The sequence below is a fragment of the Streptomyces sp. TRM49041 genome (assembly GCF_008271805.1).
Taxonomy (GTDB): Bacteria; Actinomycetota; Actinomycetes; order Streptomycetales; family Streptomycetaceae; genus Streptomyces.
Genome location: NZ_VSRY01000142.1, coordinates 1 through 13,527 on the forward strand (window position 1 = coordinate 1; position 13,527 = coordinate 13,527).

General features: G+C 71.1%; 11 protein-coding genes. 7 read left to right on the plus strand and 4 right to left on the minus strand.

All coding sequences use genetic code 11. The features are described 5' to 3' along the window. The coding region (locus tag FVS66_RS19080; protein ID WP_149182394.1) for a serine hydrolase domain-containing protein at positions 1-1,084 on the plus strand (1,084 nt) is incomplete at its 5' end. Positions 1,085-1,094: 10 nt separating this feature from the next. Here the strand turns inward: FVS66_RS19080 and FVS66_RS19085 are convergent. Together FVS66_RS19085 and pepN are read right to left on the minus strand one after the other, a co-directional pair. Continuing rightward, entirely contained in the window at positions 1,095-2,102 is a 1,008-nt protein-coding gene (locus FVS66_RS19085; protein WP_149182395.1) for a hypothetical protein, read from the minus strand. Between the two features lie 133 nt (positions 2,103-2,235). Next, the gene (gene pepN / locus FVS66_RS19090; RefSeq protein WP_149182396.1) at positions 2,236-4,827 is read right to left on the minus strand and encodes an aminopeptidase N; all 2,592 of its coding nucleotides are present in this window, start codon (positions 4,825-4,827) and stop codon (positions 2,236-2,238) included. 148 nt (positions 4,828-4,975) lie between these two features. Between pepN and FVS66_RS19095 the strand changes: the two genes are divergently transcribed. Next, the gene (locus tag FVS66_RS19095; RefSeq protein WP_149182397.1) at positions 4,976-5,611 is read left to right on the plus strand and encodes a DsbA family protein; all 636 of its coding nucleotides are present in this window, start codon (positions 4,976-4,978) and stop codon (positions 5,609-5,611) included. 145 nt (positions 5,612-5,756) lie between these two features. Here the strand turns inward: FVS66_RS19095 and FVS66_RS19100 are convergent, their stop codons facing one another. After that, entirely contained in the window at positions 5,757-6,392 is a 636-nt protein-coding gene (locus FVS66_RS19100) for a superoxide dismutase (RefSeq protein ID WP_149182398.1), read from the minus strand. 154 nt (positions 6,393-6,546) lie between these two features. Next, on the minus strand, positions 6,547-7,971 hold the full coding sequence (locus FVS66_RS19105) for an amino acid permease (RefSeq protein ID WP_149182399.1): 1,425 nt from the start codon (positions 7,969-7,971) through the stop codon (positions 6,547-6,549). Between the two features lie 469 nt (positions 7,972-8,440). On the opposite strand from FVS66_RS19105, the gene FVS66_RS19110 reads away from it, so the two are divergent. From FVS66_RS19110 to FVS66_RS19130, 5 genes are all read left to right on the plus strand, one after another. Further along, positions 8,441-9,025: a biotin transporter BioY gene (locus tag FVS66_RS19110; protein WP_149182400.1), complete on the plus strand. Its 585-nt coding sequence runs from the start codon at positions 8,441-8,443 to the stop codon at positions 9,023-9,025. Positions 9,026-9,108: 83 nt separating this feature from the next. Further along, positions 9,109-9,597: a ribose-5-phosphate isomerase gene (locus FVS66_RS19115; RefSeq protein ID WP_149182401.1), complete on the plus strand. Its 489-nt coding sequence runs from the start codon at positions 9,109-9,111 to the stop codon at positions 9,595-9,597. A gap of 4 nt (positions 9,598-9,601) precedes the next feature. Further along, the gene (locus FVS66_RS19120; protein WP_149182402.1) at positions 9,602-10,435 is read left to right on the plus strand and encodes a DNA-formamidopyrimidine glycosylase family protein; all 834 of its coding nucleotides are present in this window, start codon (positions 9,602-9,604) and stop codon (positions 10,433-10,435) included. Between the two features lie 286 nt (positions 10,436-10,721). Further along, positions 10,722-11,849, plus strand: a complete 1,128-nt coding sequence (locus FVS66_RS19125) for a PP2C family protein-serine/threonine phosphatase (RefSeq protein ID WP_262387082.1) — start codon at positions 10,722-10,724, stop codon at positions 11,847-11,849. 396 nt (positions 11,850-12,245) lie between these two features. Next, the gene (locus FVS66_RS19130; RefSeq protein WP_149180445.1) at positions 12,246-13,460 is read left to right on the plus strand and encodes an IS110 family transposase; all 1,215 of its coding nucleotides are present in this window, start codon (positions 12,246-12,248) and stop codon (positions 13,458-13,460) included. Positions 13,461-13,527 lie beyond the last annotated feature (67 nt).

Genomic DNA, 13,527 nt, shown 5'->3' on the forward strand with positions numbered 1-13,527 from the left:
CGGCGAGCGCGCCGGCGGCGGCCGTCACAAGGCCACCCAGGAGGCCATCGAGAACGCCGTACGCGCCGGGGCGCCCGGCATGCTCGCCCAGGCCCGGGACCGCCACGGCGTCTGGAACGGCCGCGCGGGCGTCGCCGACCGCACCACCGGCCGCAAGCGCCTGCCGCACGACCGCTACCGCATCGCCTCCATCACCAAGACGTTCGTCGCGACGGTCGTGCTCCAGCTGGAGGCCGAGGGCCGCCTCGACCTCGACGACAGCGTGGAGAAGTGGCTGCCCGGCGTCGTCCGGGGCAACGGCCACGACGGCCGGAAGATCACCCTCCGGCAACTCCTCAACCACACCAGCGGCATCTACGACGTCACCTCCGACCCCGGCTTCCAGGCCAAGGTCTTCGGCCCCGCCTTCCTCCGGCACCGCTACGACACCTGGACCCCCGAACAGCTCGTCGCGATCGCCATGAAGCACGAGCCGGACTTCGCCCCGGGCGCGGACTGGAGCTACTCCAACACCAACTACACCCTGGCCGGGATGGTCATCGAGAAGGTCACCGGCCGGCCGTACGGCACGGAGATCGAACGCCGCGTCATCGAGCCGCCGAAGCTGCGCGCCACGACCGTCCCCGGCACCGACGCCCGCATGCCCAGGCCCAGCGGCCGCGCGTACTCGACCCTCGGCCTCGACCCGGCCGACCCGTCGACGGAGATCCACGACGTCACCGACTTCAACCCGTCCGTCGCCGGCTCGGCGGGCGAGATGATCTCGGACAACGCGGATCTCCAGCGATTCCTGCGGGCGCTGCTCACCGGACGGCTGCTGCCGCCGCGGCAGATGAAGGAGCTGACGAAGACGGTCCCGGTCGACCGGGACGGCGTCCCGAACGGCTACGCCTACGGCCTGGGCCTGGTGAGCCAGAAGCTGAGCTGCGGCAAGGAGGTGTGGGGCCACACGGGCGGCATCCACGGCTCGTCATCGGTCGTCGCGGCGACGCGTACGGCCGACCACACGATGGCGGCCAACATCAACGGGGACTGGACGGGCGGCCTCCAGGAGACGGTGGAGGCGGAGTTCTGCGGAAGGTGACGGACCGTCGTCACCTGGGCAGGACGACCACATAGGCGGCCGGCGCGCGGTCTTCTGCCGCCATCAGGGCCGTACGCACCACGATGGCCTGCTGCTCCATGGCGTCGCGCAGCTTCCGGGGCGTGATGTGGACGACCGTGACGCCGAGCCGCTCCAGGTACTCGCGCTTGCGTGTGTACTCCGACCACATGGCGTCGTCGTCCTGGCGGGGCGCCCGGGTGTCCAGCTCCACCGCGACGGCGTGGCCGGGCCAGTAGGCGTCCACACCGCCCAGGTGCGGGCCCCCGGGCAGCCGGAGATCCACGTTCCACAGCGGGTCGGGCAGCTCGTGCTCCCGCACCATCTCGTAGAGCCGCTCCTCGGCCAGCGCCCGCCCCTCCGCGAGCAGCGAGTCGACGGCGTCCACGACGTGCGGCCGGGACAGCAGCCGGGCGTGGCTCAACTCCCTTACGACGGTGGCCGGCTCGCAGTGGCCCTCGCGCACCGCCTCGGTGAGCAGCCGGCGCACGGTGTGCGGGTCGGTCAGCTGCGCCACGGCGTCCGCGAGGGCCCGCGCGACGGGTGCCACGGGCAGCGAGGTGACCTCCCGCGGCACGGGAAGCTCGTGCGAGGCCCGCACGATCCGGACGAACCCGGCGGTCCGCAGCCGCCGGGTGCGCGGCACCAGGACGTCGATACGGTCCAGGGACGGCAGCGGGGGAGCGGCCGTGAACCGGTACAGCGCGAGCGCCGCCAGCCCCGTGATCATCGAGTCGCCGAACCCGGGCGCGTCGGCCGGCGCGGGCCGCCGCCCGGTGTACAGCAGCGCGGCCCGCAGCCGCTCGTCACTGGTCGGCGCCCCCCGGTGCAGCAGGTAGACCCCCGGCAGCAGCTGCTGCCAGGGCCCACCGGCCCGGCTCTGCGCGCTGACCTCGGCCGCGGGCACACCGTGCGCCCGCAGCTGTGCGGCGGTCAGCACGCGCCGGGGTGCGTCGGAGGGGTGGGACAGGGGGCGGGGGGAGAGCGGGGTGTTCTTCATGCTCCGGAGGTGCCCGCCGACGCCCACCTCCCTAACGGCTGTTACAAGCCTGTCGACAATCAGGGACAACACCGTCCTAAAGTACGGACGTTCGATTGCCGATGATGGAAGCTTTGCGCCTGATCGCGACCCCTCAGGCCGAGGCGACGCCCGCGTCGCGCTCCTGGGCCCGCAGGGCCCGGGCCAGGTCGTCCCGTGCCTCCAGCACCAGCCTCCGCAGCGCCGGCGCGCCACCCGCGTGCTCGGCGAGCCACGCGTCGGTCGCCTCCAGCGCCCCGGGACCGTCCTGCAGAGCCGGGAACAGCCCCCGCACCACATCCATCCCGATCTGGATCGACCGCTCCGCCCACACCCGCTCGATCGCCTCGAAGTACTTCCCGGCGTACGGCGCGATCAGTCCCCGCTGCGACGGCTGGACGAACCCCGCGATCGTCGCCTCCACCAGCGCGTTCGAGAGCTTGTCCGACTCCACGACCTGCGCCCACGCCTGCGCCTTGACCGCCGCGGACGGACGCGCCGCCAGACACCGCACCTGGTGCCGCTTGCCCGACGCGGTGTCGTCCCGCGCCAGCTCCGCCGCGATCACCGCCTCGTCGGCCCGCCCGTGCGCGGCGAGCGGCTCCAGGAACGCCCAGCGCAGCTCCTGGTCGACGTCAAGCCCCTCCACGGCCTCCGTACCCGCCAGCAGCCCCTCCAGGAACCGGAAGTCCGTGTCCACCGCCGCGACCGCAGCGAAGAACCGGGCCCACGTCAGCTGGTGCTCACTGCCCGGCTCGGCCTGCCGCAGCTCCCGCAGCGCGCCCTCGGCGACCAGCCGGCCGCCCTCCTCGCGCCAGTCCGGCGCCACGTAGTGGACGAGCGCGGTACGCGCCCAGGCGTGCAGCATCTGCAGCACCCCGATGTCCGACTCGCGCCCCGCGAAGTCCAGCACCAGCGCCACGAACTCCCGCGCGGGCATCAGCGCGTCCCGCGTCATGTTCCACAGCGCGGACCAGCACAGCGCCCGCGCGAGGGGGTACCCGCTGCTCGAACGAGGCTGAGAGCTCGGCGGAGGGTCGGCGATGTCCCCGAGGTGCGCCCGCAGCGTCGCCAGGGAGCCCTCGTCGAACCGGACCTTGCAGTACGTCAGGTCCTCGTCGTTCACCAGCACCAGCGCCGGGCGCTCGACACCGGACAGCTCCGTGACGACCGTCCGCGCCCCGGTGATGTCCACCTCGGCCCGCGCGTACCGTACGAGCTCGCCGCCCTCCAGCCGGTAGAGACCGACGGCCGCCCGGTGCGGACGCGCCTCCGCGCCCTCCTGCTCGACGACTAGCTCGGAGACACGGCCGTCGTCGTCATGGGTGACGACCGGCGTGAGCGCGTTGACCCCCGACGTCTCCAGCCAGGATCTCGACCACGCCTTCATGTCGCGCCCGGAGGTCTCCTCCAGCACGGTCAGCAGGTCGCCCAGCGTCGTGTTGCCGTACGCGTGCCGCTTGAAGTACCGCCGGGCGGCCTCCAGGAACGCCTCCCGGCCCGCGTACGCGACCAGCTGCTTCAGCACCGCCGCGCCCTTGGCGTACGTGATGCCGTCGAAGTTCAGCTTGGCGTCCTCCAGGTCACGGATGTCGGCCGTGATCGGGTGGGTGGAGGGCAGCTGGTCGGCGCGGTACGCCCACGCCTTGCGGTTGTTGGCGAAGGTGACCCAGCCGTTCGTGAACCGGGTCGCCTCGACCATCGAGAACGTCCCCATGAAGTCCGCGAACGACTCCTTCAGCCACAGGTCGTCCCACCACTTCATGGTGACGAGGTCCCCGAACCACATGTGGGCCATCTCGTGCAGTATGACGTTCGCCCGGCGCTCGTACGCCGCCCGCGTCACCTTGCCCCGGTAGATGTACTCCTCGCGGAAGGTGACCAGCCCCGGGTTCTCCATCGCGCCCAGGTTGTACTCCGGCACGAACGCCTGGTCGTACTTCCCGAAGGGGTACGGGTAGTCGAAGACGTCGTGGAAGAAGTCCAGGCCCTGCTTGGTGACGAGGAAGACGTCGTCCGCGTCGAAGTACTTCGCGAGCCCCTTTCGGCACATCGCGCCCAGCGGGATCTCCAGGTCGCCGCGCCGGTAGCTGTCCGTGACGTAGTGGTACGGACCGGCGACGACACAGGTGATGTAGGTGGAGACGGGCCGCGTCTCCGCGAACCGCCACACGCCTCCCTCCCGCGTCTCCTCCGCGCCGTTGCTCCATACCGTCCACTCCTCGGGCGCCGTCACCTCGAAGCGGTACGGGGCCTTCAGATCGGGCTGCTCGAAGTTGGCGAAGACACGGCGGGCGTCGGCCGGCTCGTACTGCGTGTAGAGGTAGACCTCGCCGTCCTCCGGGTCCACGAACCGGTGGAGTCCCTCGCCGGTGCGGCTGTACGCGCACTGGGCGTCCACGACCAGGACGTTCTCGTCGGCCAGGCCGTCCAGCGCGATCCGCGCCCCGTCGAAGACCGCCGCCGGGTCGAGCTCCCGCCCGTTGAGGGTGACCGCCGTCACGGAGGGCGCGACGAGATCCGCGAACGTGCTCGCCCCCGGCGTGGCGCAGCGGAACCGGATCGCCGTCACCGACCGGAACGTACGCTGCTCCGCCTCGCTCTCCCCGGTCGCCGACCGCAGGTCGAGCGCGACCTCGTACCCGTCGACGGACAGCAGCGCAGCCCGCTCACGGGCCTCGTCGCGGGACAGATTCTCACCGGGCACGGGCACTCCTTCGTGGCTCGTTGGTATGTCCGCGATCCTCCCACGGGCCGGATCGCGGGATAAGCGGGAATGCCCTCGTCGTCCCCTGGTGTTGTCCTGTTCGAGGTGCGCCGCGCGCACCATCGCACCCATCGCCCCGAGGAGAGACATGCCCGAGACGAGGACCACCGCAGACTTCTGGTTCGACCCGCTGTGCCCGTGGGCGTGGATGACGTCCCGCTGGATGCTGGAGGTCCGGAAGGTCCGCCCGGTGGATGTGCGCTGGCATGTGATGAGCCTCGCCGTCCTCAACGAGGACAAGCTGGACGAGGTCCCGGAGGAGTACCGGGAGATGCTCGAGACGACCGCCTGGGCCCCGGTCCGTATCGCCGTCGCGGCCGAGCAGCTGCACGGCCCCGAGGCGCTGGGCCGGCTGTACACGGCGATGGGCACCCGCTTCCACAACGAGGGCCGGGGCCCTACCCGCGAGGCGATGGCCGACGCCCTGGCGGAGGCGGGCCTGCCGGCCGGGCTGCTGGAGTACGCCGAGCGGGACACATACGACGCGGAGCTGCGTGCCTCCCACAAGGAGGGCATCAACAAGGTCGGCCAGGACGTCGGCACGCCCGTCATCTCGGTGCCCGGCCCGGACGGCACGGAGGTCGCGTTCTTCGGCCCGGTCGTCACCCCGGCCCCCCGGGGCGAGTCGGCGGGCCGCCTGTGGGACGGCACGCTGCTGGTGGCGGCGACACCCGGCTTCTATGAGATCAAGCGCACGCGCACGGAGGGGCCTCGCTTCGACTGAGGCCGCGGCGCCCCGGCGCGCGACAGAACAGAACGGCCCCCGCGAGTCCTGTCCTCGCGGGGGCCGTTCCTTTCTCCGCCTGCCACGTGAAGGGTGAGAAGACGATCACGAGCAGGGCGACCGAGGGCCCGTCAGGGCGCGGTCGTCAGGGCGCGATCAGCGGCGTACGGTCCTTGGCCTCGGCGTAGCGCTTCGCCACGTCCTGCCAGTTGACCACCTGCCACATGGCCTCGATGAAGTCCACCTTCTGGTTCCGGTACTGGAGGTAGAAGGCGTGTTCCCAGGCGTCGAAGACCAGGATCGGCACCGAGCCCTGGCCGACGTTGCCCTGGTGGTCGTAGACCTGCTCGACGATGAGCCGGCCGCTGACCGGCTCGTACGCCAGAACGCCCCAGCCGGAGCCCTGCGTCGTGGCGGCGGCCTTGGACAGTTGCGCCTTGAAGCGCGCGAAGGAGCCGAACGACTCGGCGATCGCGTCCGCGAGCGCGCCGACGCCGTCCTTCTCGAGCGGCTCGCCGCCGCCGTCACCGGTCATGTTGTGCCAGTAGATGGAGTGCAGGATGTGGCCGGAGAGGTGAAAGGCCAGGTTCTTCTGCAGGCCGTTGACGGAGCCCCACGACTCCTTGTCCCGCGCCTCCTCCAGCTGCTCCAGGGTGTCGTTCGCGCCTTTGACATAGGCGGCGTGGTGCTTGTCGTGGTGCAGCTCGATGATCTCCGGGCTGATGACGGGCGCCAGAGCCGCGTAGTCGTAGGGAAGTTCCGGAAGGGTGTAGATCGCCATGGCCGAGCCTCCGACTGCTTATTGCGAGCTATATGCAAATGCAGGCTAACAGCAGGAGGCTGTGGAGTTGATCAGCCCTTCGACCTAGGACGCAAGAAAAGGGGAGGCCCTGGCGCGTCACCGCGCCGGGGCCTCCCCTCAAGGCCGTGTGGGATCAGGCGTCGGCCTTCCCCGCCTTCGCCCGCTGGTGGGCGTACCCCGTCAGCCCGAGCATCAGGACGAGACCGCCCGTGTAGTACAGCTGCGTCCGCGTGCCGTCGTCGCGGGCCATCAGGATGAACACGGCCGCGATGCCGGCCAGCGCGGCCCACGTCAGGTACGGGTAGGCCCACATCCGCACGGCCAGCTTCTCCGGGGCCTCCCGCTCCAGCCGACGGCGCAGCACCAGCTGCGACACCGCGATGAAGAACCAGACGACCAGGATGATCGCGCCGATCATGTTCAGCAGCCACATGAACAGGTCGTCCGGCCGCCAGTAGCTCAGCAGCACGCACAGGAAGCCGAACACGGACGACGTCAGCACCGCGACGCGCGGCACACCGCCCGAGATCTTCCCGAGCCCCTTCGGGCCCTGGCCGCGCGCCACCAGCGAGCAGGCCATACGGGACGCGCCGTAGATGTTGGCGTTCATGGCGGACAGCAGTGCGATCAGGACGACGACGTTCATGATCTCACCGGCGGCGGGCAGTCCCAGGTGTTCCAGCGTGGCGACGTAGGAGCCCTTGGCGAGCGACTCGCTGTTCCACGGGATGAGCGTGACGATGACCGCCATGGAGCCGATGTAGAAGACCGCGATACGCCACATCGCCGTACGGACGGCCTTGGCGACACCCTGCACCGGGTGCTCGGACTCGGCGGCGGCGATGGTGACGGTCTCCAGACCGCCGTACGCGAAGACGGAGGCCAGCAGGCCGACGATGAGTCCCTCCGTGCCGTTCGGCAGGAAGCCGCCGTGGCCGGTCAGGTTGGCGAGGCCGGGGGACTCCTTGCCGGGCAGCATGCCCAGGATGGCCAGCACGCCGACGACCAGGAACAGCGCGATCGCGGCGATCTTGAGAGCGGCGAACCAGAACTCGAACTCGCCGAAGTTCTTCACCGCCGCCAGGTTGGTCACGCAGAAGGCCAGCATGAACAGGGCCACCAGCGACCACTCGGGTACGCCCGGCAGCCATCCCGTCACGATCTTCGCGGCACCGATCGCCTCCAGGCCGACAGCCACACACAGCAGGAACCAGAAGGCCCAGCCCGCCGTGAAACCGGCCCACGGGCCGATCGCCCGCTCGGCGTGCACCGAGAAGGAGCCGGACGCCGGGTTCGCCGCCGACATCTCGCCCAGCATGCGCATCACCAGCATGACGAGCAGACCGGAGATCGAATACGCGACGATGATCGACGGGCCGGCGGCCGCGATGGCGGCGCCCGAGCCGACGAAGAGGCCGGCGCCGATCACACCGCCCAGGGCGATCATCGACAGATGGCGTTGCTTGAGTCCGTGCGAGAGCGGCGCGTCGGCGGCCGTCGTCGACGGAGTGTCGACGGCGGTCGGCTCGGCGGGCGCGGGCGCGGAGGTCCGAGGCATGCGAGGGCCCTGTTCCGTATCGGGGGAGGGGAAGGGATCGCCCAAGTCTCGATGGGTGCACCGACCACGAGGGACACGATTCCGATATACGGACACCGTGCTCACACATCGTGAAGGATCACACACGAGAAGGCCGCAAGCGGAACCGGAAGTGTCGACTGTCCGGAAGTGATCGCGACCCGTACGGACAAGGGCTCTTTGGTGAGACCCCACAGTCTCCCTGCTGACTGTCGTTCCGTGCAAAACGGACGGTTCGGCCGAGCTGCCCCAGTGACACGTATCACGTCTGCGGAGGGTTCGCGGCCGGTGTTTGTGCGAAGCCCACCAAGGCCGGGAGTGGCTCTTTGTCATCGGCTGACGGTGATCGCTCGTTCGCTCCTGGGCTACGGTCGGGCTGCCCCACCGTCCCACCGTCCGGACATCCGCGGACCACCGCGGAGTGCCGGAGTACCGGAGTACCGGAGTCCCGATGAGCACTGCCGCCGCCCCCGCCCGCACCGGAGCGGTCCTCGCCGACCTGCTGCCGTCCACCCGCGCCCGGGACATCGCGCTCGTCGCCGGCGGCGCCGTCCTCACCGGCTTCGCCGCCCAGATCGCCGTCCTCGTACCCGGCTCGCCGGTCCCGGTCTCCGGCCAGACCTTCGCGGCCCTCCTCGTCGGCACCGCGCTCGGCGCCCGCCGCGGCTTCCTCTCCCTCGCCCTCTACACGCTGGTCGGCATGGCGGGCGTCCCGTGGTTCGCGCAGGGCACCGCCGGTTACGCGATGCCGACCTTCGGCTACATCGTCGGCATGCTCCTCGCCGCCACGGCCGTCGGCGCCCTCGCGCGCCGCGGCGCCGACCGCTCGGTGCTCCGCATGGCGGGCACGATGGCCCTCGGCTCCCTGATCATCTACGCGGTCGGCGTGCCCTACCTGGCCCTCGCCATGGGCATGACGCTGTCCGAGGCCGTCGCCGTCGGCATGGTGCCCTTCCTGATAGGTGACGCGCTCAAGGCCGCCCTCGCGATGGGCCTGCTGCCCGCCGCCTGGAGGCTCGCCGGCCGCCGAGGCTGACCGGCCGGGTGTCCTCGCCCGTACGGTGCGGAACACCACCCCGCTGCCCACCCGGCGCCCCGTCCCGTGCCACACTCGGACCCATGCGCGTGTACCTCGGCTCGGACCATGCCGGCTACGAACTCAAGAACCACCTCGTCGAGTGGCTGAAGGCCCATGGCCATGAGCCCGTCGACTGCGGCCCCCACATCTACGACGCCCAGGACGACTACCCGCCGTTCTGCCTGCGTGCCGCGGAGAAGGCGGCCGCCGACCCGGATGCCCTCGGTATCGTCATCGGCGGCTCCGGCAACGGCGAGCAGATCGCCGCGAACAAGGTGAAGGGCGTCCGTGCCGCCCTCGCCTGGAGCGAGCAGACCGCCGCCCTCGGCCGCGAGCACAACAACGCCAACGTCGTAGCCGTCGGCGCCCGTATGCACACGCAGGACGAGGCCACCAAGTTCGTCGAGGTGTTCCTCAACACCCCCTACTCGGGCGACGAGCGCCACACGCGGCGCATCGACATGCTCGCCGCGTACGAGACGACCGGCGACCTCCCGCCGATCCCGGCCCACCACCCGCAGCAGGACTGACACCATGCCCGAGGGGCATACGATCCACCGGCTGGCCGCCGACTACCGCGAACGGTTCGGCGGCCGGTCCGTTCGGGTGACCAGCCCGCAGGGCAAGTTCTCCGACGCCGCCGCGCTGCTCGACGGCACGGTCCTCGAGACCACCGAGGCCCACGGCAAGCACCTGTTCCTCGGCTTCGGCGCGGGCGAGTGGGTACACATCCACCTCGGCCTGTTCGGCAAGGTGAACTTCGGCGCCGCGCCCGTGCCGCCGCCCACGGACACCGTGCGGCTGCGCATCGCCCGCACCGACGCGTATGTCGACCTGCGCGGCCCGACGACCTGCGCGCTCATCACCGACCCCGAGAAGCAGGCGATACACGACCGGCTCGGCCCCGACCCGCTCCGCGACGACGCCGACGACGGCGAAGGCGAAGGCGAAGGCGCGGTCCGCGCGTGGCGCCGCGTCTCGCGCTCCCGTACCACCATCGCCGCCCTCCTGATGGACCAGAAGGTCATCGCGGGCGTCGGCAACGTCTACCGCGCCGAGGTCCTCTTCCGGCACGGCATCGACCCGTACCGCGCGGGCAGGGACCTCACCGCGGCCGAGTGGACGGCGATCTGGCACGACCTCGTCGCGCTCATGCGCGAGGGCGTCCGGAACAACCGCATCGACACCGTCCGCCCCGAGCACACCCCCGAGGCGATGGGCCGGCCCCCGCGCGTCGACGACCACGGCGGCGAGGTGTACGTGTACCGCAGGGCCCAACTCCCCTGCCACATCTGCGGCGGCGAGATCCGCACCGCCGGTCTCGCCGCCCGCAACCTCTTCTGGTGCCCCGTCTGCCAGTCCGCGTGACGCACGCCTCCCGGACCGGCCGGACACCCGGACGTGGCGTCCGCCGCCGACCGGGCGCCCCCTGTGTGCTTCAGCACTACCGTGACCTGACGATCGACCGCGTACCGTCCCCCGCGGCCGCTCCGCGACGGGCGGAGAACCCGTAACTCAGTTGTCATATGCCGTGCATAACGGCCTGTCGGGCCGTCTCACGCCCCGATTTCGAACGCAATGTCACGGGGGTCCCCCTGCGCGGCCCCCGACCGGGTGGATAGGGTCCAGGCCAATGGCTCGTAGCGCACGACGAATGGACGCGTACTCGGCCCGGTACCGCAAGGCGGTCCGCCGGGCCCGCGTCGCGCTGCGCAAGTCCGCCGTCGACTACTTCCGCGGCGACGGCTCCGACTGGATCGCCCTGGCCGGGCTCTTCCTGACCATCCCGGCGATCATGTTCGCCACCATCGCCGCCCCCGTCTGGTGCGCACCCGAAGCGCTCGTCCTGCCCATCGTGGCCGGTGGCCTCCTGCTGCGACCGGCGAGCCTGCTCGGGCTGTACGCCGCGGCCGCCGCCGCGCTGATCGTCGAGTCGGCCGTCCTCGGCCCGTACACCGAGGGCGCCGCCCGCGTCACCCCGGGCACGGTCCTGGTGGTCGCCGCATGCGGGCTCTTCGGGCTGCTGATCGCCCAGTTCCGGGCCCGGGTCGGCGTGCCGTGGCGGCGCGGCGGCACGATGCTCTTCGACCTGCGCGAACGCATCCGCGCCCAGAGCGCGCTGCCGGCGCTGCCCAAGGGCTGGCACCGCGAGATGGCGCTGCGCCCGGCCGGCGGTCAGTCCTTCTCGGGCGACTTCGTGGTCGCCTCCCGCACCCACGGCGGGCGCACGCTGGAGGTCGTCCTCACCGACGTGTCCGGCAAGGGCATGGACGCCGGGTCGCGCGCCCTCCTCCTGTCCGGCGCCTTCGGGGGCCTCCTCGGCTCGCTCCCGCCGCACGGCTTCCTCCCGGCCGCCAACGGCTACCTGCTCCGCCAGGACTGGGAGGAGGGCTTCGCCACCTCCATCCACCTCGTCCTGGACCTCGACTCCGGAGACTACGAACTCCTCTCGGCCGGTCACCTCCCCGCCCTCCAACTGCACGCGGGCAGTGGCCGCTGGGAGGAGACGACCGGCGATGGCCCGCTCCTCGGTGTCTACGACGGCGCCGAGTTCCACCCGGTCAAGGGCACCCTGCGCCCCGGCGACGTCCTGATGCTGTTCACCGACGGCCTGGTCGAGTCGGCCGACCGGGACATCGCCGAGGGCATCGACCGGCTGACCGGCGAGGCGGACCGCTATGTGTCCTCCGGCTTCCGCGGCGCGGCCTGGCACCTGATCGAGGCATGCGCCAAGGACGTCAACGACGACCGCGCCCTACTCCTGCTCTCCCGCGACACCTGAGCCCCCACCCGCGACAATCGGCCACCGCACCCGGCAGACGGCCACACCGCCCGGCAGTCGACCGCCGCGCCCGGCAAGCGTCCGCCGCGCCCGGCGGCGTACGTCCGGCAGGCCGGGGTATGGGCCCCGGCCTGCCCCGTTATGTTTTTCGCGGTCCTGCAAGAGGGCCGCTGGCCTCCGGGCCCGGCATGACTTTTGCCCCCTGTCGCACGGATGACCGGGGGGGGTGGTGTCACCGGGCCCGGGAGGTGCCGTCGGAGACGCTGATGAGAGGTCCGACCACCGCCTGGCCGGGCGCAATGCCCAGCCATCCGCGGGCGGCAGGTCTGCATAACGTGGATGCGCGAGAACGGCCCCGATGCCCAGGCCAGCACGTAACGAACGAGTGGGGGCACAGTGATCGACACTGACGGCGTGGGCGTCTTCCTCGGCTTGGACGTCGGCAAGAGCACGCATCATGGGCACGGGCTGACCCCGGCCGGGAAGAAGGTCTTCGACAAGCCGCTGCCGAACAGCGAACCGAAACTGCGGGCCGTCTTTGACAAGCTGCGCGACAAGTTCGGCACTGTCCTCGTGGTCGTGGACCAGCCCGCCTCGATCGGCGCCCTCCCGCTCGCGGTGGCCCGTGACGCGGGCTGCCAGGTGGCCTACCTGCCCGGACTGGCCATGCGGCGGATCGCTGACCTCTACCCGGGCGAGGCCAAGACCGACGCGAAGGACGCCGCGGTGATCGCGGACGCCGCCCGCACCATGCCCCACACCCTGCGTTCGCTGGAACTGACCGACGAGATCACCGCCGAGCTGACCGTGCTCGCGGGCTTCGACCAGGACCTCGCAGCCGAGGCCACCCGCACCTCCAACCGGATACGCGGCCTGCTCACCCAGTTCCACCCCAGCCTGGAGCGCGTTCTCGGGCCCCGCCTCGACCACCAGGCCGTCACCTGGCTGCTGGAGCGCCACGGCTCTCCGGCCGCCCTGCGCAAGGCAGGCCGCCGCAGACTCGTCGAACTGATCCGCCCGAAGGCCCCGCGCATGGCCGCCCGGCTCATCGACGACGTATTCGACGCGCTCGACGAACAGACCGTCGTCGTCCCTGGCACCGGCACCCTCGACATCGTGGTCCCCTCCCTGGCCCGCTCGCTCGCGGCGGTCCACGAACAACGCCGGGCCCTGGAAACGCAGATCAACGAACTGCTGGAGGCTCACCCTCTTTCCCCGGTCCTGACGTCGTTGCCCGGCGTCGGCGTCAGGACCGCCGCAGTCCTCCTGGTCACCGTCGGCGACGGCAGCTCGTTCCCGAGCGCCGCCCACCTGGCCTCCTACGCCGGCCTCGCGCCGGCGACCAAGTCGTCCGGGACCTCGATCCACGGCGAACACGCACCCCGAAGCGGAAACCGGCAGCTCAAACGCGCGATGTTCCTCTCCGCGTTCGCCGCTCTGCATGATGCCGCCTCCCGCACCTACTACGACCGCTGCCGAGCCCGTGGCAAGACCCACACCCAGGCACTTCTGCGCCTCGCCCGCCATCGCATCAGCGTCCTGTTCGCCATGCTCCGCGACGGAACCTTCTACGAACCCCGCACACCCGACGACGTCGAACTCGCCGCATAACCTCAGCAAGCACCAACCACCCCAAACCCGACAGGGGCGCCTTGACGAAAGACATAGAGGCACCCCC